Source organism: Citrobacter sp. EC_71, assembly GCF_019584005.1.
Taxonomy (GTDB): domain Bacteria; phylum Pseudomonadota; class Gammaproteobacteria; order Enterobacterales; family Enterobacteriaceae; genus Citrobacter; species Citrobacter werkmanii.
In genome coordinates this window covers 1-19,513 of sequence record NZ_VDAY01000040.1, presented here as the reverse complement: position 1 = coordinate 19,513, position 19,513 = coordinate 1, and the positions used below count along the sequence as shown (strand labels likewise).

The window sequence follows — 19,513 nt, the reverse complement described above, 5'->3', positions numbered from 1 at the left end:
GATCGGCATCGCTCAGTCCGGTTGGTGATTTTGGTTGGTTTGGCGATTGATCAGATCGCACAATCCGGGCTGAGTTCCCTTTCAGTGATCTACTATTCCGCGCAGCTATTTAGATGCCAAAGAGAATAAGCAGTTTATCGACACCGTTACCCGCAAAAACCCGGACGCCGCACCGGTGGTGAAGAAGATATTAAAAGAAGACGCCCAGCCGCTGTACGGTGCGTTTGCCTATCATGGTCAGGTGGTCGAATTTGAGCAGGACGGCGATCTGCGTGATAACGAAAACGTGCCGCTCAATCCCGCCGTTTCTACCAGCGATTTGATCGAGAGCTACTTCGAGGCGGAAGTGCTACCGCACGTGGCGGATGCATGGATCAACGCCGATAAACGCGATGCGATTGATGGCGAGATCGGCATTGTCGGCTACGAGATCCCGTTTAACCGTCATTTCTATGTGTACACGCCGCCGCGATCGCTGGAAGAGATTGATGCTGATTTAGATGCGGTGAGTGCGGAGATTATGCATCTGCTGCGGGAGGTACACTCCTGATGGCTAAGTATAAGACGTATCCGGAGTATAAGGATTCCGGGGTAGAGTGGCTGGGGGAGATACCAGCACATTGGGATATTCACTCAATGAAACGTTCAGTAAAGGGATGTACTAATGGAATTTGGGGAGGAGAGCCAGACGGAAAAGATGATATCATTGTATTACGAGTTGCTGACTTTGATCGTCAACATTTCCTGATCTCAGATTTGAAATTAACTACCAGATCTATTCCTCTAAAGGATAGAGAAACTCGCCTACTTAAAAAAGGAGACTTATTAATTGAGAAATCTGGTGGTGGTGATAAAACCCTAGTTGGTTGCGTTGTATTATTTGACAAAGAATACGATGCTATAACCTCTAACTTTGTTGCTAAAATGACTCCACGTCGTGGATATAATAATCAATTCCTCAAATATGCTTTTTCACAGCTATATGCAGGAAATGTAAATTATCCATCAATAAAGCAAACCACAGGTATTCAGAACATTGATTCCGGTTCTTATTTGATGGAGCGATTTTGCTTCCCTTCAAATAAAGATCAATATCAAATTGCGGTTTTCCTCGATCGCGAAACTGCAAAAATCGATAACCTTATCGAGAAACAACAACAGCTTATTGAACTACTAAAAGAAAAACGTCAGGCAGTGATTAGCCATGCGGTGACCAAAGGGCTAAATCCTGATGTACCGATGAAAGATTCTGGTGTCGAGTGGTTGGGAAAAATTCCACAAGATTGGGTAATCTGCGCAATAAAAAATATTGTTAGTATACCTATTACTGATGGCCCACATGAAACACCAGTCTTTCTAGATGAAGGTATCCCTTTCATTTCAGCCGAGGCTATATCATCAGGTAAAATCGATTTTTCAAAACAACGGGCATTTATTTCCCATAAAGACAACATTAGATTCAGTAAAAAATATAGCCCACTGATAAATGATATTTACATGGTAAAATCAGGAGCAACTACTGGAGTCACAGCAATTGTAGAAACTGATACTGAATTTAATATATGGTCGCCATTAGCAGTTATAAGATGTAATGCTTCTACACATCCATATTTCACATTGAATTTCCTTCGTTCGAAAAATTTTCAAACTGCCATTGAGTTAAATTGGAGTTTTGGCACCCAGCAAAATATAGGAATGGGTGTCATAGGTAATATGCATATAACCCGCCCACCATTAGAAGAGGCAATAAAAATTGCAAGTTACCTTCACCTTAAGTGTATTAAATTTGAAGAATTAATTAGCGCCGCAACAACTCAAATTTCACTAATGCAAGAACGCCGCACCGCCCTCATCTCCGCCGCCGTCACCGGCAAAATCGACGTCCGTCACTGGCGCGCGCCCAACGAGCAAACCACAGCCGAAGCGGAGGCCGCCCAATGACCTCCGACATCACCCGCGAGATCAACCTGCAAAACGACATCATCCACCAGATGTCCGCCAACGGTTGGGTCGTCGGCAAAAGTGACGGCTACGACCGCGAACGCGCGCTCTACGTGCAGGATACGCTGCAATTTGTGCAAACCACCCAGCCGCAGGAGTGGGAAAAATTCGCGAAGATCTACCCCAACGACAGCGAACGTCATTTCCTCGACGCCGTCGTCAGCCAGCTTCAAAAAGCCGATATCAACGCCACCGATATGCTGTCGCGCAGCTGGGGCACGCTCGGCGTACTGCGTCATGGGCTGAAAATCCGTAACGCGCGCTTCTTTTTCTGCCAGTTTAAGCCAGAGCACATGCTCAACCCGGACACCCTCGCGCGCTACCGGCAGAATCTCTGCCGGATCGTGCCGGAGCTGGTCTACAGTCCGTACGCCAGTGCAGCCCATGAAAGTGAACTGAAAGCGAAACGCTGGCGTATCGATCTGGTGCTGTTTATCAACGGTCTGCCGGTCGCCACGCTGGAGCTGAAATCCGAGTTTAAGCAGGCGGTACAGAACGCCATCACCCAGTATAAGAAAACTCGCTTACCGAAAGATCCGGCCACCAACAAGCCCGAGCCGCTGCTGACCTTTAAGCGCGGGGCGCTGGTGCACTTCGCCGTCAGCCAGTTCGACGTCTATATGGCGACCAAACTCGCGGGCGACGATACCTTCTTCCTGCCGTTCAATAAAGGCACCAAAGTAGGCGGCGCGGGCAACGACATCCCGGAAGACGCGGGCCGCTATGCGACCGACTATCTGTGGAACGAGGTGCTACTGCCGGATAACCTGCTGAAAATCCTCGCCAGCTTTGTGCATCTGCAAATCGAAGAGAAAGAGCGCTGGAACGGGCAGAAGTACAAAAAAGAGAGCCTGATCTTCCCGCGCTATCACCAGTGGGATGTGGTCAACAAACTGCTGCAGGCCGCGGCGCTCGAGGGGACCGGCAACAAATATCTGATCCAGCACAGCGCCGGTTCCGGCAAGTCGAACTCCATCGCCTGGACTGCGCACCAGTTGTCTCGCCTGTATGATGACAGCGGCGAGAAGCGGTTTCACTCGGTTATTGTGGTCACCGACCGCACGGTGCTCGACGACCAACTGCAGGACACCATCTACCAGTTCGAACATGCCGACGGCGTGGTCGGGCGTATAAATAATAAAGAGGGCGATGGCTCCAAGTCAGAAAAACTGGCCAGCGCGCTGGAACACTCTCAGCCGATTATTATCGTCACCATCCAGACCTTCCCGTTCGTACTGAAAGCGATTGAAAATAGCGTCAGCCTGAAGCAGCGTAAATACGCGGTGATTGCCGATGAAGCGCACTCGTCGCAAAGCGGGTCCACGGCGCGGCAGCTAAAAGAAGTGCTGATGAGTGAAGAGCGGGACGACGACACGGTACTGTCGTCAGAGGACAGCCTCAACGCCACCATTGCCGCGCGTCGCAACAGCGGCAATCTGAACTATTATGCGTTCACCGCCACACCGAAGGCCAAAACGCTGGAGCTTTTTGGTCGCCTCCCGCACCCAGGCGAACCAGCATCGGCCACCAACAAACCGGCGGCATTCCACGTATACACCATGCGTCAGGCCATTGAGGAAGGCTTTATTCTCGATGTACTGAAAAACTACACCAGCTATAAAGTGGCGTATCAGCTGCTGCAAAAGCTGGAAGATAAAGACCGCGAAGTGGACAGCAATCGGGCCAAAGTCAGGTTAAACCAGTGGGTCACGCTGCACGATTACAACGTCTCTCAGAAGGTGAAAGTGATCGTCGAGCACTTTCGCAAGCATGTGATGAACCTGCTCGGCGGGCAGGCAAAAGCGATGGTGGTCACCAGTTCACGCAAAGCGGCGGTGCGCTACAAGCTGGCATTTGATAAGTACATCGCCGAAAACCGTTATGCAAAAATCAGCGCCATGGTGGCATTTTCCGGCGAAGTCGAGTTTCAGGGGAGCGACCATAACAGCGAAGCATTCCTGAACCAGAAGTTCACAGAAGCAAACATGAATCCGGGGCTGAAAGGCCGGGATATGCGTAAAGCGTTCGACAGCGATGATTACCAGGTAATGCTGGTCGCCAATAAGTTCCAGACCGGTTTTGACCAGCCTAAGCTGTGCGCCATGTATGTCGATAAAGCCCTCGGTGGCGTTGAGTGCGTCCAGACGCTTTCGCGCCTGAATCGTACCTATCCGGGCAAAGCGGAGTCCGGCACTTTTGTGCTCGATTTTTATAACGATCCGCAGGATATTCTGGATGCCTTCCAGCCCTATTATCAGACCGCCGAGCTAACCGACGTCAGCGATCCCCAGCAGGTATTTGATCTGTTTGAGAAACTACGAGCCAGCCAGATTTTCCAGTGGAACGAGGTGGATCAGTTCTGTGACGCGTTTTTTACGAAAAACAAATCCAACGCCGCCATAAGTAATATCTGCCGCCCGGCCGTTGAGCGCTGGCAGAAGCGCTATGCCCTCGCTATTGACGCTTACCTGACCGCCAAAGAGATGTTCGAAAGAACCAAAAAAACCGGCGATGTGGTGCTGATCACCAACGCTGAAAACAGCTTCAAAGCCTGCAAGCAGGAAAAAGATCGGCTGGAGATTTTCAAAAAGGATCTCGGCAGCTTTGTGCGCTTCTACGAGTTTATGTCGCAGATCGTCGAATACGATGATAAAGATCTGGAAAAGCTCAGCCTGTTCGCCCGCCATCTACGACCTTTGTTGCACGAACAGCGACTGGAAGAAGACGAGATCGATCTCAGCAACGTAGAGATGAGCCACTATCGCTTATCGAAGATCCACGAACAGCATCTGAAACTACAGGAAGATGCAGCGGAATATACGCTCGATCCCAGCAACGACGTGGGTACGGCAAAACCAAAAGACAAGAAAGAGGAATTTCTGTCGCATATTTTGTCGCGCATGAATGAGCTGTTTATTACCGATCATCTGACGGATAAAGATATGCTCAGCAGCGCGATGACCGTGTTTAATAAAATCACTGAGAATGAAACCGTGATGAAACAAATCAGGAATAACAGCCCCGAACAGGCAATATTAGGCGATTTTTTCAAAGCGGTGGATGACGCGGTGATGGACAGCGACGAAGCGCGACAAGAATTTATGCTGCAGTATTTATCAAACCCGCAGTGCGCTGAGGGCTTTGCCCGCCTGATGTTTGATATGGCAACAGGTCATTTCGCGTTGCCTGCTTAAGTGTTGATTATTGCTGGATGGCGACCGCCATCCGGGCCTGGAAGCCTTCTTCTGTAGGCCGGATAAGGCGCAGCCGCCATCCGGCACTTACTGTCCAGTCACTCAGTAATCACAAACCGCGTCGCGGCAAAGCAGTTCAACATCCGGTGCACCAGGAAGACCATTGTCAGCGTTGCCACCAGCGCGACGGTGACGGAGGTGATACGGTACAGATCGCTGAATACCAGGTCCTGATCCGGGTGCAGGTTCTGGCCAAACATAATGCCGATGGTGGTGATACTGGCAAAGCCGACGCCTGCGCCGACTTTTTCCATTACGTGCAGGCGGGCGCTGAATGCCAGCCCAAGGCCAATCAGCGGCATCATCAGCACCATGTGGTTGCTGAAATCATAGATAAGCAACTGCACCAGCAGAATATACAGACAGGCCAGCACCACGCCGACCACACGCCAGATCGAGCTAATCACCGCCCCGCGATAGTGCATCGGAAAAAGGATCAAAATGCCCGCCATCAGCGCCGACAGCGAATCACTCAAGTCACAGATCTGAAAGACAACAAAAATCATCGTCGCCACCGTGCCGGAAAGCAGCGACTCGTGGCGCACCCTAGCGGCATCTTTTTCAATGCGCGGCGGCGGCTGGCGGGGTTCCACGTCCGGGATCAGATAATGCAGCAGCGCGCTCAGCGCCACCGCCATGACGCAGGCCTCCATATTGGAGAACATCAGCGTATGCCAGTTGGTGGTGGGATAGCTCATAAAGTTGAGCATCGTGCTCTGGCATACCACGCCCATCGAACCGAGCAGAAACAGCGGCCCTTTGCTCATAAAACGAAAACGCATCACATACAGGCCGAACACCACCAGCGTCATAATTAGCGGCCATTGTGAGAGATAGCCGACGATTAGCACCATTTCAACGCAGTTCACCGCCGCGCTGAACACAAACTGTTTTGCCACATGGCGGTTGAATACCGGCACCAGCGACAGCAGCATCAGCGGATAAACCACAAAAAATACGCCGTACTGCACGTTGTAGAAGGTCGAGATACTCAGCGCGATTGTCCCGGCGACGGAAATCCGCAGGGTCTGGCGAAAGTCATTGGCGGTGTAGACGATATTCCCGTGCGGCGTAAAGACGTGGGCCAGCGTGTTAATAGACATAATGCAGCCAGCTAACGAGGTGGATCTGCGCCCCGGCAAAAGTGCGAGCGAACATCCCCTCGCTGTTATACAGCTGTACCGTGGCGCGCGCCCCGGTCGGTAACGGCGTGTCGAGCGGTTCGTTCAGCGCTACGTGAATACGCATACGCTGGGCATCACGCACCCAGCGGGTGGACTGTTCCGGCTGCGACAGCTGGCCGTTAACCTGCTCCTGGCCCGCCAGAATACCGGCATCACTGCTGGTGACGCGGGCAGAGAAAACCTTGCCCGGCATGGCGTCGAACACCACGGCGGCATCGGTATCCACGCGAGTGTGGCGCAGGCTTTTCTCGCGAAAGTCGGCCACGATATCGGTCTGATGGCTGACCAGCGCCAGTAGCGGCGTGGCGGCGGTGGCGTAAAGTCCGGGGCTAAGCTGGAGGTTACTCACTATACCGTCGGTCTGGGCATACACTTTGCTCCAGCTGAGGTTCAGCTGCGCCTCTTCCAGCGCGTTACGGTATTTTTGCAGCGTCACGTTGCGCTTGTCATCGCGCTCGCCGCGCTGGATCAGCAGGTTCTGAATACTGGCGTTGAGCGCCGCCACCGACTGTTCGCTGGTCTGCCAGGCGGTGCGCACCTTATCGAGATCGGATTGCGACACATTCTGCATGGCGCTCAGGCGTTGATAGCGGTCAAAGGTGGTCTTATCGTTGCGGGCGTTGAATTGCGCGGTGCGCAGATTAGCGCGCGCAGAAGCGATCTGGGCATCCAGCTGTTGGTTGCTCAGCTTCGCCTGCTCAAGGGCGATTTGCGCGGCCTCAACCTTATTGATAAACGGCGTCGGATCCAGTTCGTACAGCAAATCGCCCTTTTTCACCTGGCTATTGTTATGTACATGCACCTGCGAGACGTAGCCGGATACGCGTGAAGAAACAGGCGTTACCACGCGCATCACCGTGGAGTCCGGTGTCAGCGGGATCCAGATATCAGCAACGATAAACCAAGCGAATATTACCAGGAAAGCGGCAATACTCACCCTTACCCAACGGGCAAATTTTTGTTCTGGGGTCATCATAGTTTTTTAGTGTTGATTGTCTTCTTCGCGGATTGTCCGCAAATTGCAGGCGAGTTGATTTAACGTCGTGCTAAAGGCGGCAAGCTCCGCTTCAGGAATGGTACAGGTGACGCGATGTTGGTATGTCTCAATCACCCGGTTAAGTTCTTCAAGCCTTGAGCGGCCTTGCGCGGTCAGCGTTAACAGTCGGATGCGTTTGTCATAAGGCGATGTGGAACGCAGCAGGTAGCCCTGCTTTTCCAGTAGTGTAAGGGTGCGCATCAGCGGCGGCAGTTCAATGCCCTGCACCTCCGCCAGTTCACTGACCGAGACGTTGTCTCCCAGTTGATACAGCTGCATCAATACCGTCCAGCTTGATTGCGTCAGGCCAGTATCGGTGATGGCAGCATCAATAATGGCCCGCCACTGACGCACCACCATCGCCATGCGCATCCCCATCGGACGGCGGGCAAACAGTTCATCTTCAGTCATATTTCTTTTCCCTCATCGCTGATGAAGAAAATAATACTTATCATGGTAAGTATCAAGAAACATACTATCAACAAGCATGAATTGATAAACACCGTGAATATAAAAGAGGCCGGATGCGCTAACACCCGGCCTCGGTCGATAGAAAATAATTACTCCACCTGATCGCGTCGCAGCCCGACGTCACGTAGGCGCTCATCGCTCATCTGGTGCAACAGACGCCGCGTTTGCGCCCGTAGCCGCCATGCTTTGTATGCCCGCCAGATCAGTACAAACCCAATAAACGGCTGCTTTGCTCTGTTCTCATGAAATTCCATACCTTGCCTCCCACCTTGCCAGAGGCTTTATATTCACGGATTTGGGTCTGAACAATACAGACTCACAAAGTACTTTTATTTAACATACAGATTGGTTAAAAAGAGTTCTGCATCGCTTTTTTCACGCCAATCTGTACTGGTTTTTTAATCTGTATGGCACCCATGAGGGATACAGCATGACGCGTTACCAACATCTGGCCAATCTGCTGGCCGAACGCATTGAGCAGGGGCTGTATCGCCATGGCGAAAAATTGCCTTCGGTGCGTAGCTTGAGTCAGGAACATGGGGTCAGTATCAGCACCGTCCAGCAGGCCTATCAGACGCTGGAACAACTACAGCTGATCACGCCGCAGCCGCGTTCCGGTTATTTTGTCGCGCCACAAAAAGCACAACCGCCGGTGCCGCCAATGTCGCGCCCGGTACAGCGTCCGGTCGAGATAACCCAGTGGGATCAGGTGCTGGACATGCTGGCAGGTCATGCGGATAAATCGATAATCCCTTTTAGCAGTGGCGTGCCCGATATCAACCAACCCAGCCTGAAGCCACTGTGGCGCGAGCTAAGCCGTGTGGCGCAGCATAATCTCAAGGCGGTGCTGGGTTACGATGAATTACCTGGCTGTCGGGAATTGCGTCAACAGATTGCCCGGCTCATGCTGGACGGCGGTTCGGTCGTCACTGCGGATGATATTGTGATTACTAATGGCAGCCAGAGCGGAATGTCGCTGGCGCTGCTAACGGTCTGCCAGCCTGGCGATATTGTCGCCGTTGAATCTCCCGCCTATTACGGCACCATGCAGCTGCTACGCGGATTAGGGATCAAAGTTATTGAGATTCCGACCGATCCAGATGCCGGGATCAGCATTGAAGCACTGGAACTGGCGCTGGATCAGTGGCCGATTAAAGGGGTGATCCTGGTTCCTAACTGCAACAACCCGCTCGGCTTTATTATGCCGGATGTGCGTAAACGCGCTGTGCTCGCGCTCGCCCAGCAGCACGATATTGTTATTTTTGAAGATGATGTGTACGGAGAGCTTGCCACAGAATATCCACGTCCACGCACAATCCATTCCTGGGACAGCGACGGTCGGGTGCTACTGTGCAGCTCATTTACCAAATCCGTGGCGCCGGGATTGCGCGTTGGTTGGGTTATTCCCGGTCGTTATCACGATAAATTTCTGCATATGAAATATGCTGTCATCGGCACTAACGTTCCTGCTACGCAGCTGGCGGCCGCCACCTTCGTGCGTGATGGGCATTATCATCGTCATGTTCGCCGTATGCGTCAGATCTACCAGCGCAATATGGAGATCTATACCTGCTGGGTACGGGAATATTTCCCCTGCGGGATCTGCGTCACCCGACCAAAAGGCGGCTTTATGCTGTGGGTGGAATTACCACAGCAGGTCGATATGGTCTGCGTTGCCAAACAGCTATGTCGCCTGAAAATCCAGGTCGCGCCTGGCTCACTATTCTCTGCATCCGGTAAATACCGCAACTGCGTACGCATCAATTGTGCATTGCCGCCAAACGAGAAGCATCGGGAAGTCATGCAAAAGCTCGGCGAGGCGGTGAAAACGGCGATGGAGTAAATCAGCAAATCCGGCACGACCAAGCTGACGTATACATAACTGCAGGTAGATCTAATGGCTTAAGCCCTGCATATCTTCAGCGGATAGCCGGGTAATTTTTTGTACTGTGCTGATATCAATGCCGTCTGCCAGCATGGTACGAGCAATGCGGTGAACGTTCAGCGACCCCACGAATAAACTCACTGAATCGAGGTGCATCGCCAGTTTGCAAAATATAATTAAACAGCGTCTTTATCTGGCTGTCATTAGTCAGTCCAGTAAGTAGCAGGGAAACAATTTGTTCAACAAACCCCATAAGCCCCTCACCTGCAACTTTCTCTCTTTGCGAGGCGATTTCAGAGATAAAAAGGTCCCTTTGTAATGTCTGCATTGGTCTGGAACGCGTCCCGCAGAATTACAACCTCAATGCACATTCCCGCTTTTTCGCCGCACGCCCTGTGCTATAACAAATCATCACTTTCATGGAGGGCACGATGTGACGCATACCCGGGATATTCCACAATCGTTCTGGCGTGATGAGCAGTTGCCGTGGCTGGAGCTGCGCAGCACCTGGCGTAGTCATCAAGCCTATAAACGTCATCATCATTCTCAGCTCTCGATTGGGGCTATTCTTGAGGGTGAGACTTGCTGCCAGTGTGATGGCAAAGAATACCTCCTGAGCTCAGGCGATCTCATTGTGATCCCATCGCTGGCACCTCACAGCTGTAACCCCGTTAATGGGCGGTTTCGCAGTTACCATATGCTCTATCTTGATGCCCAGTGGTGCCTGAACCATCTGCCTGCGCTGAGCAGCAATCAGCAACTTTACCCACGCAATCCCGTTATCCGCGATCCGCAATTATTCCAGCGTTATTTGCGCCTCGTGGCGCTCATGCAGCGCAAACAAACGACACAGATAACCGATGCCGCGCAGGCACTGCTGCGCTCGCTGCCGTTGCAATCAGTAAAAACGGAACACCTTAGCCCAGCCAGCACGTATCTGCGTGAACGGCTGCAGTCCAGTTTGCTTGCGCCTCCCTCGCTGGACGAGCTGGCGTATGAATGCCGCATGCGTAAAGAGACGCTGATCCGTAACTTTAAGCAGGACACCGGCCTGACGCCGGGGAGTTATCTGAATATCCTGAGAGTTAACTATGCCCGCCAGCGGTTGCGTGCAGGGGACGAAATTGCGGATGCCGGCTACCAGAGCGGGTTTGCCGACCAGAGCCATTTCCATCGCACCTTTGTGCGCTACACCGCGGCCACACCGCGTCAATACGCATCAGGACGATCAATATCAGACAATAATTAGCGCGGCGTCAGGCGTAGGGTGAACTCGGATTCCTTCTCTGAGGTCATTATGTCGCTGCTTTCCTTACTTTTCCCTTCTGCTTTTCCCGCGCTGGCGCTGGCGCATTTTGTCGCACTCCTCAGCCCGGGGCCGGACTTCTTTTTACTGGTCGGCTATGCCGTACGTTACCGGATGCGCGGCAGCGCCGGGCTGTGCGTGGGGATCGCCCTCGGCAACGGGCTGTATATCATGCTGGCGATTATCGGTTGGGGGATCCTGCGCCAGCTTCCTCTGCTGTTTACGGTTATTGAGCTGTTAGGCGCGCTCTATTTATTGTGGATTGGCAGCCTGTTGATACGCAGCCGCCCGCAAACGCTGACCGGAGCAGACGCCCAGTCTACCTGTCCAGGGTTTGGCAAACAGTTGCTGCTGGGGTTAGCTTCGTCACTACTCAACCCGAAAAATGCGTTGTTTTATCTGGCGCTAATGACCGCTCTGCTCGGCCCGTCGGTGACGTTGCTACAACAAAGCGTGAGCGGGATATGGATGACCAGCGTGGTGCTGTTCTGGGATTTGCTGATCGTGATGTTCATCGGTTTACCGCAGATCCAGCGACGGTTAACCAGCGGGATAGTGTGGGTAGAACGTATCGCCGGCGGCGTATTGGTCATCTTCGGTTGTGCCATCGCGCTGCGTTTTTTGCAGAGCATCGTACTCTGATTAACGTGGCGATTTTCTGCAAATAAACCGGATAAACTCGTTTAATTAATATCCAATCCGCATTACACTGCGGATGGTCACTACCCGTTCAACTTACTCTTCCTGAGGTGCGATGTGCTGATTGTTACCTGTAATCGTTACGCTTTCTGACCCCGCGTTAGTGAGCGTTTCTCCTGTTTGCGCTTCACGCAGACAGCGTTTTTGATTACATGAAATTCAGTACATTTGCAGTCTGCTTTTATTCTGTTATCGGTCTGACGTCTCAAAGACGGTATTGAATTTCGCTATTCCCGTTGAGGGTTTTCTCCCGACAAGGAGCTGTTTTATGCAACGGATTCTCGCGTTTTTCTCCCAACGCGCTACGACGCTATTTTTTCCTATTGCGTTGATTTTGTATGATTTCGCCGCCTATCTGTCGACGGACTTGATTCAGCCCGGCATCATTAATGTCGTACGCGATTTCAACGCCGACGTCAGCCTGGCGCCCGCGGCGGTCAGCCTCTATCTGGCTGGTGGTATGGCGCTGCAATGGTTGTTAGGACCGCTTTCCGATCGGATTGGCCGCCGTCCGGTACTGATTGCGGGAGCGCTAATTTTTACGCTCGCCTGCGCCGCCACATTGTTCACCACCTCGATGACGCAATTTCTGGCCGCCCGTTTTGTGCAAGGCACCAGCATCTGTTTTATCGCCACCGTCGGCTATGTCACGGTGCAGGAGGCATTTGGGCAAACAAAGGCTATTAAGCTAATGGCGGTAATCACCTCTATTGTGCTGGTGGCACCGGTTATCGGCCCGCTCTCAGGAGCGGCGCTGATGCACTTTGTACACTGGAAGATCTTGTTTGCCATTATCGCCGTCATGGGGCTTATCGCACTCATTGGACTCACGTTAGCGATGCCAGAAACCGTCCAGCGTGGCGCGGTGCCGTTCAGTGCGCGCAGCGTAGTGCGTGATTTTCGCGACGTTTTCCGCAACCGGGTATTCCTGTTTGGCGCTGCCACGCTGTCGTTGAGCTATATCCCGATGATGAGTTGGGTGGCAGTCTCACCGGTGATCCTCATTGATGCTGGCGGCATAACCACATCCCAGTTTGCCTGGGCGCAAGCACCGGTATTTGGCGCGGTGATCGTCGCCAATATGGTGGTCGTGCGCTTTGTGAAGGATCCGACCCGGCCACGCTTTATCTGGCGAGCGGTGCCCATTCAGTTGAGCGGGCTGGCGGTACTGATTGCTGGCAATTTACTGTGGCCGCACGTGTGGTTGTGGTCAGTGCTGGGGACCAGCCTGTATGCGTTTGGCATTGGGATGATCTTCCCAACGTTATTCCGCTTTACGCTGTTTTCCAACAACTTACCGAAGGGTACGGTTTCCGCATCGTTGAATATGGTGATCCTGACGGTGATGGCGGTTTCTGTCGAAATTGGGCGTTGGTTATGGTTTAACGGCGGCAGGATTTCGTTTCATCTGCTGGCGGTGGTGGCAGGTATTGCCGTCGTGTTCACGCTGGCAGGCTTACTGAAGCGCGTACGTCAGCATGAGGCCACCGCGTTAGTCACAGAGAGTTAACCTCCTATGAACCGCCCCCATTCGCGAACACTGGTTTTGTGTTTAGCGGTCGGGGGCAATCCATCATAGTGCATCAACTTTTAATCATCTGGCGAGAGATAGCGAAACTTCCGCATCGGGTTCATGCGTAATCCGATTACGCAGGTCGCGACGAATCATTTCAATGACCCAAAACCAGAAAATATGTCCAATAATTTCCGACACATATTCATCAAATGGTAGCTGAGACAAAGGCGGCGAAAGATGAAGGGCGGGAATGAAGATGCCATGAACTGCCACCGTCACGATTAAACCTGCCAGTACCCCCTGCCAAAGTTTAACTTTTGGAAAAATTTCAGCGGCAACGCAATACCCAACCGCAAACACTAATGAAAATATGATGTGCGTGACCATAACCGGATTAATCACATGTTCAGAAAAGGTATAGACCGTTTGCGTGGGGTCAATCCCTAAATAGTCCCGGAGAAAAAGGTACGGAGGATTAAACTCATTTCTTCCCAGAGAAAATGTCCTGGGTGGAAGCGGAACTTCGGCCCCCCACTTAACAAATGCAGAAAGTACGCCGGAAACGATACCGACTAACACGGCAACGCCATAATGCCGGCGTTCCGTCGGTGTCCGTGAGAATAAATCTTTCAGCTTCATAACTCATCATCCCTTATATGCCATAACACTTAAAACCAGTGGCTATGCTACCCAGGAGGGATGCTAAAAATTGTGATGAAGATTACTTTTGATAAAAAATGATCTTAAATGACTACTTATGAGTTAATTTGATTGTAAATATAGCGTCATCACAAATGTCGTACAGGCGTTTTATCCGGCCTACTGGGTTATGTAGGCCGGATAAGCATCAGCGCCATCCGGCAGCGAATGTGTTACTTCACGCGATGCGCGCAAACCCCGCTTCCAGATCGGCAATCAGATCGTCAACATCTTCCAGACCAATATGCACCCTGACCAGCGTGCCGCTGAAATCAACCTCTCCGGCCGGGCGAATGCTGTTCAGCTCTTCCGGTTGATTCGCCAGAATGAGTGACTCAAATCCGCCCCACGAATAGGCCATATGGAACAGCGAGAAGTTATCGAGGAAATTCGCCATCTGCTCGTCGGTCAGTCTCTTTTTCAGCACAAACGAGAACAAGCCAGAACTTCCGACAAAATCACGTTGAAAATACTCATGTCCCGGACATTCCGCTAATGCCGGATGATTTACCCGCGCCACTTCCGGCCTTGCCGACAGCCAGCGGGCAATGTGAATACTGCTCTCATGATGCTGCTTCAGACGTACCGCCAGCGTACGTAATCCGCGGCTACCGCTGTAGGCTGTGTCGGCATCCAGCGTTTGCCCCATCAGATAGGAGTTCTCACGCAAACGGTCCCAGCAGCGGGCGTTAGACACCGCCGTTCCCAGCATGCCGTCCGAATGACCTATGGTGTACTTGGTTCCTGCCTGAATGGAAATATCCACCCCGAAATCCAGTGCCTTAAAGAGAACGCCCGCCGCCCAGGTATTATCGATCATAATGACAATCTCCGGGTTCACCGCGCGGATAGCCTGCACCATTCCCGGCACATCCTGGACTTCCATCGTGATAGAACTTGGTGATTCGAGGAACACCACCTTCGTTTCCGGACGCAGAAGATCAACGATCCCAGCCCCAATTAACGGATCGTAATACGTTGTTTCCACATTAAATTTACTCAGGATCTTATTGCAAAAATCCTGGGTTGGCTCGTAGGCCGCACCCGTCATCAAAATATGATCGCCGCTTTGGACGAACGCCAGAATCGCATTGGTCACCGCTGCTGCTCCACACGGATACAGCGCGCAGCCGACACCGCCTTCCAGCTCACTCATGGCTTTCTGGAAGGCAAAATGCGTATAGGTTCCGCGACGACCGTAAAACAATTCGCCGTTGGCACGGTTGGCGGTGGCAAATTTCTTATCCTTCACGGTATCGAACACCAGTGAAGAGGCGCGTTGGATCACCGGATTCACCGCTCCCTGGGTATAGCGTTTGTCGCGACCAGCAACGACCAGATGCGTTTCAAGCTTCATAGAGTCTTTCATAACTTCTCCTGTTCTTAATCCGTGTGAAAACCTATACCACCGCAGCAGTAGAGTTTATTTCAGTGTTGGTCTGCTTTTTTCCAGCGAACCGTTCGACAATCTGTGCCGCGTTCAAATCATGGATCACGTTAATCAATGTAGCCGGCGCATCGGTAATGGTGCCCAGTACCACCAGCATCGGGATCGCTTCCATCGGCAGACCCAACGTGGTGACGATAAAGATCTAGCCAAGGAACGCCCCGCCCGGCACGCCGCCGACGATAATGGCGGAGAGCACCGCAATCAGCATCGTCAGGAAGAAGGTTTCAGTGGTGAACTCCATACCCAGCACGGAATAGATAAAGACAATTTTCAGTGCGGCTATCATCGCCACACCGCCTTTATTCAGGTTTACCAGCAGCGGAATGGAGACATCAACGATTTCCGGGTTGATCCCCATCGCTTTACCGGCGCGCAGCGTCACCGGTAGCGTGCCCAGCGAAGAACAGGTTCCCAGCGCGGTCGCAGAGGGTTCAATCGCATTACGCCAAAAGGCTTTCACCGCCGGAATACCGCCGCCAATGTACGAATAGAGAATAGAGCCAAAAACAAAGTAGACCAGCGTAGCAACCATAAACAGGCCAATGGCGCGGGCAAAGGTTAGCAACAGAGCAGAGTCCTGGCTGGCCATGGTGGCGGCGAAGTAGCAGCCCAGACCAATCGGCGCAACCTTCATGATGATTGAGACGATCTTCATGATCACCGTGTTGGCATCTTCCAGCAGTGAGGCAATGCGTTTCCCAGCCTGATCCGATTGGCCAATCGCCACACCCGCAATGATCGCCATCACGATCAGCGCCAGGATATTGGACTTAGAAAACAGTCCAATAAAGTCGCTGGTGGTAATCATGCTCACAAAATCCATCTTGCCGCTACCCGCCTGTACGGACTGCGAGAGATCGATAGTGACTCCCTGCGCCGGGTTATACCAGAGCGCCAGCGCGACGATCCCGGCCGCCGGAATAAAGGCCATCGCGATCGAAACAATAAAGATAATCGCCATAATGCGCCCCAGCCTTTTCAGGTCGGTCATACTGGCGATCGAAGACATAACGCTGATTCCCACCAGCGGCACAATGATCATAAATAACAGGTTTAAGAATATCTGACCTATCGGTTGAAGTTTACTTGCCAACGATGGGGCATAAATACCTAATAAGCCGCCAATCACCAGAGCAACTAATAAAATAATCGACGATCTATAGGGTTCGAGTCGTGACCACATAATCGGTACCTTTAGAATAATAATTAATGAGATTAAATTCACAATGTGATGAGTTTCCGTTGCGCCTCCTTTTATTCTGTGACGTAACTCACCTAAGTTGTTATTTTTTCATTTTGCCAGCAAGTTGTTGCCTGTGATTCAATAGTTGCATGTTTAAAAGCCGAATGTAACGGCCTGGCCGTACCGTTTTTGCAAATCACTTGTGAATTAAAGGAAATTATGAGTACGCCGATTTCACTCAAGCATCTGGAATTTTTTACGAAAATCGTCGATTGCGGGGGGCTGTCAGAAGCCGCGGTGCAGCTCAACGTCTCGCCGTCTGCGGTCAGTAAAAGCCTGGCCGCGATGGAAGACACGCTGAGGACGACGTTAATTAAACGCACCACCCGCAGTATTACCCTAACCGACGCCGGGCAATATCTCTTCAACCGCGCGAATAAGCTTTTGAAAGAATTCGATGAAACGCTGAATACTACTTCCGGTTATTACCACAGCCCGCAGGGTGAATTACGGATAACCTGCTCAATTGCGTTTGGCTATTCCCGATTGGTGAACCTGGTGGATAAATATCGCACTCAGTTCCCGGATGTGAATTTGTATATCGATCTCAACGATAACTTCGTGAATCTGAACGAAACGGATTTTGACATCGCTCTGCGCATTTCTACCGCGCCGCCGCAGAACTATGCCATGCGCAAGCTGGTGCCTGTCCGCTGGGCGTACTGCGCCTCACCCGGCTACCTTGCCAAAAAAGGCATGCCCCAGCGCCGAAGCGATCTGGTCAGCCATGATTGCCTGGTGTATCCGGGGCTCACGCCTGTGTTAAAAGTGGCTGATGGACAGGATCGTCTGCATCAGCTCAAACTCCATATGCCGATCCAGGCCAATAGCAGTCTGGTATTACTGAAGTCGGTACTGGAAGATCAGGGCGTGGCGTACTTGCCGACCTACCTGATTGGCGATCATATTCAAAAAGAAGAGATAACGCCGTTGATGCTCGACGGCACGATTACCTGTGAAACTCACGCCCTGTATGCGCTCTATTTTCCCAGTAAGTACAGCAATCCCAAGGTACGATCGTTTATCGATTTTCTGGTAGCGGAACTCGGTCCCTTACCCGCCTGGGACAACTGGATCCCGGAGTAAGATCTGGCCGCCTAAAAATGGGGGCCGCACCACATTTTTTGCGCGATCCTGTCGTCTGGCTCTATTCTTAAGCCTATGAATAAAATTGCTGAACTCAAACGCGCCAAGCGACTGGCGCTCTCATTGCTGCTGATTGCCGCCGCCACTTTCGTTATCACGCTGTTTCTGCCGCCTAACTTCTGGGTGCTCGGAATCAAAGCGATCGCTGAAGCGGCGATGGTCGGCGCACTGGCGGACTGGTTTGCCGTGGTGGCACTTTTTCGCCGGGTGCCGATCCCGTTTATCTCGCAACATACTGCAATTATCCCACGCAATAAGGATCGGATCGGGGAAAATCTCGGACAGTTTGTGCAGGAAAAATTTCTCGACACTCAGTCCCTGGTTGCGCTGATCCGCCGCCATGAACCGGCGCTATTGATCGGAAACTGGTTCAGCCAGCCGGAAAATGCCCGGCGTATTGGCCAGCACCTGCTGCAAATTATGAGCGGTTTTCTCGAACTGACCGACGACGCGCGCATTCAGCGGCTGATCAAGCGGGCGGTGCACAAGGCCATCGATAAGGTTGATCTCTCAGAAACCAGCGCATTGATGCTGGAAAGCATGACCAAAAACAATCGCCATCAGGTGCTGCTCGACACGCTGATCGCCCAACTGATCTCTCTGTTACAACGCGACAGCTCGCGAGCGTTTATCGCCCGGCAGATCGTGCACTGGCTGGAGACCGAACATCCGCTGAAAGCGAAGATCCTGCCGACCGAATGGCTGGGCGAGCACAGCGCCGAGCTGGTTTCTGACGCCGTAAACTCCTTGCTGGATGACATCAGCCACGATCGCGCCCATCAGATCCGCCACGCCTTCGATCGCGCGACGTTTAAGCTCATCGATAAGCTCAAACACGATCCGGAAATGGCCGTGCGAGCGGAAAGCATCAAAAGCTATCTGAAAGAAGACGAAGCCTTCAACCGTTATCTCGGCGAGCTGTGGGCAGACCTGCGTCAGTGGCTGAAAACCGACATCAACACCGAGGATTCTCGCGTGAAGCAGCGCATTGCCAATGCCGGGCAGTGGTTCGGTGAAACGCTGGTTGCCGACAGCGCCCTGCGCGCTTCATTGAATGGGCATCTGGAGCAGGCCGCGCATAAGGTTGCGCCGGAGTTCGCCGCCTTCCTGACGCGCCACATTAGCGACACGGTGAAAAGCTGGGATGCGCGCGATATGTCACAGCAAATTGAGCTAAACATTGGCAAAGATTTGCAGTTTATCCGCGTCAACGGCACGCTGGTCGGCGGTTCTATTGGGCTGCTGTTATATCTGCTGTCGCAAATACCTTCCCTGCTGACGCTGGCGAATCTTTAAGGGGACCACCTTGCTGGTGATGCCGCTCGCCCGTCAACTTAGCGTGCCGCGCAATATTAATCTGCTGGGAAGCGGCGCTCAGGCCATCATTAGCGCCACGCTGTGTGGTGCCGTTGCGTTGTTTTTTGCTGCGATTATCAGTCTCACGCAATGATATAAACAGCGATTCGCTAACCCTAAAAGGGTATAAATTCATTACCAGGTCTATTCAAACTAAATAGCTGCGCGGAATAGTAGATCACTGAAAGGGAACTCAGCCCGGATTGTGCGATCTGATCAATCGCCAAACCAACCAAAATCACCAACCGGACTGAGCGATGCCGATCA

General features: G+C 52.2%; 14 protein-coding genes and 4 pseudogenes. 10 read left to right on the top strand and 8 right to left on the bottom strand.

The window, feature by feature from the left end:
* Positions 1 to 109: 109 nt before the first annotated feature.
* From FHD02_RS23400 to FHD02_RS23390, 3 genes and pseudogenes are all read left to right on the top strand, one after another.
* A pseudogene (locus FHD02_RS23400) lies at positions 110 to 550 on the top strand (SAM-dependent DNA methyltransferase); the annotation flags it as partial.
* On the top strand, positions 550 to 1,941 hold the full coding sequence (locus FHD02_RS23395; RefSeq protein WP_220394359.1) for a restriction endonuclease subunit S: 1,392 nt from the start codon (positions 550 to 552) through the stop codon (positions 1,939 to 1,941). The pseudogene FHD02_RS23400 and the gene FHD02_RS23395, both read left to right, overlap by 1 nt.
* On the top strand, positions 1,938 to 5,195 hold the full coding sequence (locus FHD02_RS23390; RefSeq protein WP_220394358.1) for a type I restriction endonuclease subunit R: 3,258 nt from the start codon (positions 1,938 to 1,940) through the stop codon (positions 5,193 to 5,195). Before FHD02_RS23395 ends, FHD02_RS23390 begins: the two co-directional genes overlap by 4 nt.
* Positions 5,196 to 5,293: 98 nt before the next feature.
* On the opposite strand, the gene FHD02_RS23385 is transcribed toward FHD02_RS23390, so the two are convergent.
* From FHD02_RS23385 to FHD02_RS23370, 4 genes are all read right to left on the bottom strand, one after another.
* Complete coding sequence (locus FHD02_RS23385) at positions 5,294 to 6,358, bottom strand: DUF2955 domain-containing protein (RefSeq protein ID WP_137361745.1); 1,065 nt, start codon at positions 6,356 to 6,358, stop codon at positions 5,294 to 5,296.
* A complete protein-coding gene (locus tag FHD02_RS23380) occupies positions 6,348 to 7,415 on the bottom strand; it encodes an HlyD family secretion protein (RefSeq protein WP_079225565.1) in 1,068 nt (355 codons plus the stop codon). The genes FHD02_RS23385 and FHD02_RS23380 overlap by 11 nt, the downstream gene beginning before the upstream one ends.
* A 6-nt stretch (positions 7,416 to 7,421) precedes the next feature.
* Complete coding sequence (locus FHD02_RS23375) at positions 7,422 to 7,886, bottom strand: MarR family winged helix-turn-helix transcriptional regulator (protein ID WP_048215013.1); 465 nt, start codon at positions 7,884 to 7,886, stop codon at positions 7,422 to 7,424.
* A 149-nt stretch (positions 7,887 to 8,035) separates the two neighbouring features.
* Entirely contained in the window at positions 8,036 to 8,200 is a 165-nt protein-coding gene (locus FHD02_RS23370) for a DUF1127 domain-containing protein (RefSeq protein WP_064507040.1), read from the bottom strand.
* A 176-nt stretch (positions 8,201 to 8,376) separates the two neighbouring features.
* Here FHD02_RS23370 and FHD02_RS23365 point away from each other — a divergent pair, with 176 nt between their 5' ends.
* The gene (locus FHD02_RS23365) at positions 8,377 to 9,789 is read left to right on the top strand and encodes a PLP-dependent aminotransferase family protein (RefSeq protein WP_137361744.1); all 1,413 of its coding nucleotides are present in this window, start codon (positions 8,377 to 8,379) and stop codon (positions 9,787 to 9,789) included.
* Between the two features lie 51 nt (positions 9,790 to 9,840).
* Here FHD02_RS23365 and FHD02_RS23360 read toward each other — a convergent pair.
* A pseudogene (locus tag FHD02_RS23360) lies at positions 9,841 to 10,087 on the bottom strand (ISNCY family transposase); the annotation flags it as partial.
* A gap of 177 nt (positions 10,088 to 10,264) precedes the next feature.
* Here FHD02_RS23360 and FHD02_RS23355 point away from each other — a divergent pair.
* The 3 genes from FHD02_RS23355 to mdtM all read left to right on the top strand — a co-directional run bounded on the left by FHD02_RS23355 (position 10,265) and on the right by mdtM (position 13,346).
* Positions 10,265 to 11,080, top strand: a complete 816-nt coding sequence (locus FHD02_RS23355; RefSeq protein WP_220394357.1) for an AraC family transcriptional regulator — start codon at positions 10,265 to 10,267, stop codon at positions 11,078 to 11,080.
* 48 nt (positions 11,081 to 11,128) lie between these two features.
* Positions 11,129 to 11,779 (top strand): LysE family translocator, encoded by a 651-nt coding sequence (locus tag FHD02_RS23350; RefSeq protein ID WP_042312589.1) that lies wholly within the window; start codon positions 11,129 to 11,131, stop codon positions 11,777 to 11,779.
* Between the two features lie 325 nt (positions 11,780 to 12,104).
* On the top strand, positions 12,105 to 13,346 hold the full coding sequence (mdtM, locus tag FHD02_RS23345) for a multidrug efflux MFS transporter MdtM (protein WP_220394356.1): 1,242 nt from the start codon (positions 12,105 to 12,107) through the stop codon (positions 13,344 to 13,346).
* Positions 13,347 to 13,430: 84 nt separating this feature from the next.
* On the opposite strand, the gene FHD02_RS23340 is transcribed toward mdtM, so the two are convergent.
* The 3 genes and pseudogenes from FHD02_RS23340 to FHD02_RS23330 all read right to left on the bottom strand — a co-directional run bounded on the left by FHD02_RS23340 (position 13,431) and on the right by FHD02_RS23330 (position 16,684).
* Positions 13,431 to 13,991 carry a DUF1440 domain-containing protein gene (locus tag FHD02_RS23340; RefSeq protein WP_042312593.1) on the bottom strand — a complete coding sequence of 187 codons (561 nt, stop codon included), beginning with the start codon at positions 13,989 to 13,991 and terminating at the stop codon, positions 13,431 to 13,433.
* A gap of 238 nt (positions 13,992 to 14,229) precedes the next feature.
* A complete protein-coding gene (gene metC / locus FHD02_RS23335) occupies positions 14,230 to 15,420 on the bottom strand; it encodes a cystathionine beta-lyase (RefSeq protein ID WP_137361740.1) in 1,191 nt (396 codons plus the stop codon).
* 31 nt (positions 15,421 to 15,451) lie between these two features.
* Positions 15,452 to 16,684, bottom strand: a pseudogene (locus FHD02_RS23330) (dicarboxylate/amino acid:cation symporter).
* Between the two features lie 219 nt (positions 16,685 to 16,903).
* On the opposite strand from FHD02_RS23330, the gene FHD02_RS23325 reads away from it, so the two are divergent.
* From FHD02_RS23325 to FHD02_RS23315, 3 genes and pseudogenes are all read left to right on the top strand, one after another.
* On the top strand, positions 16,904 to 17,830 hold the full coding sequence (locus tag FHD02_RS23325) for a LysR family transcriptional regulator (RefSeq protein WP_137361739.1): 927 nt from the start codon (positions 16,904 to 16,906) through the stop codon (positions 17,828 to 17,830).
* Positions 17,831 to 17,905: 75 nt separating this feature from the next.
* A complete protein-coding gene (locus FHD02_RS23320) occupies positions 17,906 to 19,186 on the top strand; it encodes a DUF445 domain-containing protein (protein ID WP_137371426.1) in 1,281 nt (426 codons plus the stop codon).
* Positions 19,182 to 19,340 (top strand): annotated as a pseudogene (locus tag FHD02_RS23315) (MFS transporter); the annotation flags it as partial. The gene FHD02_RS23320 and the pseudogene FHD02_RS23315, both read left to right, overlap by 5 nt.
* Positions 19,341 to 19,513 lie beyond the last annotated feature (173 nt).

Bases quoted from the DNA above. Each gene is read 5' to 3' on its own strand.
- FHD02_RS23380 (WP_079225565.1), bottom strand. From the start codon at position 7,415: ATGATGACCCCAGAACAAAAATTTGCCCGTTGGGTAAGGGTGAGTATT.
- FHD02_RS23375 (WP_048215013.1), bottom strand. From the start codon at position 7,886: ATGACTGAAGATGAACTGTTTGCCCGCCGTCCGATGGGGATGCGCATG.
- metC (WP_137361740.1), bottom strand. From the start codon at position 15,420: ATGAAAGACTCTATGAAGCTTGAAACGCATCTGGTCGTTGCTGGTCGC.
- FHD02_RS23370 (WP_064507040.1), bottom strand. From the start codon at position 8,200: ATGGAATTTCATGAGAACAGAGCAAAGCAGCCGTTTATTGGGTTTGTA.
- FHD02_RS23365 (WP_137361744.1), top strand. From the start codon at position 8,377: ATGACGCGTTACCAACATCTGGCCAATCTGCTGGCCGAACGCATTGAG.
- FHD02_RS23320 (WP_137371426.1), top strand. From the start codon at position 17,906: ATGAATAAAATTGCTGAACTCAAACGCGCCAAGCGACTGGCGCTCTCA.
- FHD02_RS23350 (WP_042312589.1), top strand. From the start codon at position 11,129: ATGTCGCTGCTTTCCTTACTTTTCCCTTCTGCTTTTCCCGCGCTGGCG.
- FHD02_RS23390 (WP_220394358.1), top strand. From the start codon at position 1,938: ATGACCTCCGACATCACCCGCGAGATCAACCTGCAAAACGACATCATC.
- mdtM (WP_220394356.1), top strand. From the start codon at position 12,105: ATGCAACGGATTCTCGCGTTTTTCTCCCAACGCGCTACGACGCTATTT.
- FHD02_RS23395 (WP_220394359.1), top strand. From the start codon at position 550: ATGGCTAAGTATAAGACGTATCCGGAGTATAAGGATTCCGGGGTAGAG.
- FHD02_RS23340 (WP_042312593.1), bottom strand. From the start codon at position 13,991: ATGAAGCTGAAAGATTTATTCTCACGGACACCGACGGAACGCCGGCAT.
- FHD02_RS23325 (WP_137361739.1), top strand. From the start codon at position 16,904: ATGAGTACGCCGATTTCACTCAAGCATCTGGAATTTTTTACGAAAATC.
- FHD02_RS23385 (WP_137361745.1), bottom strand. From the start codon at position 6,358: ATGTCTATTAACACGCTGGCCCACGTCTTTACGCCGCACGGGAATATC.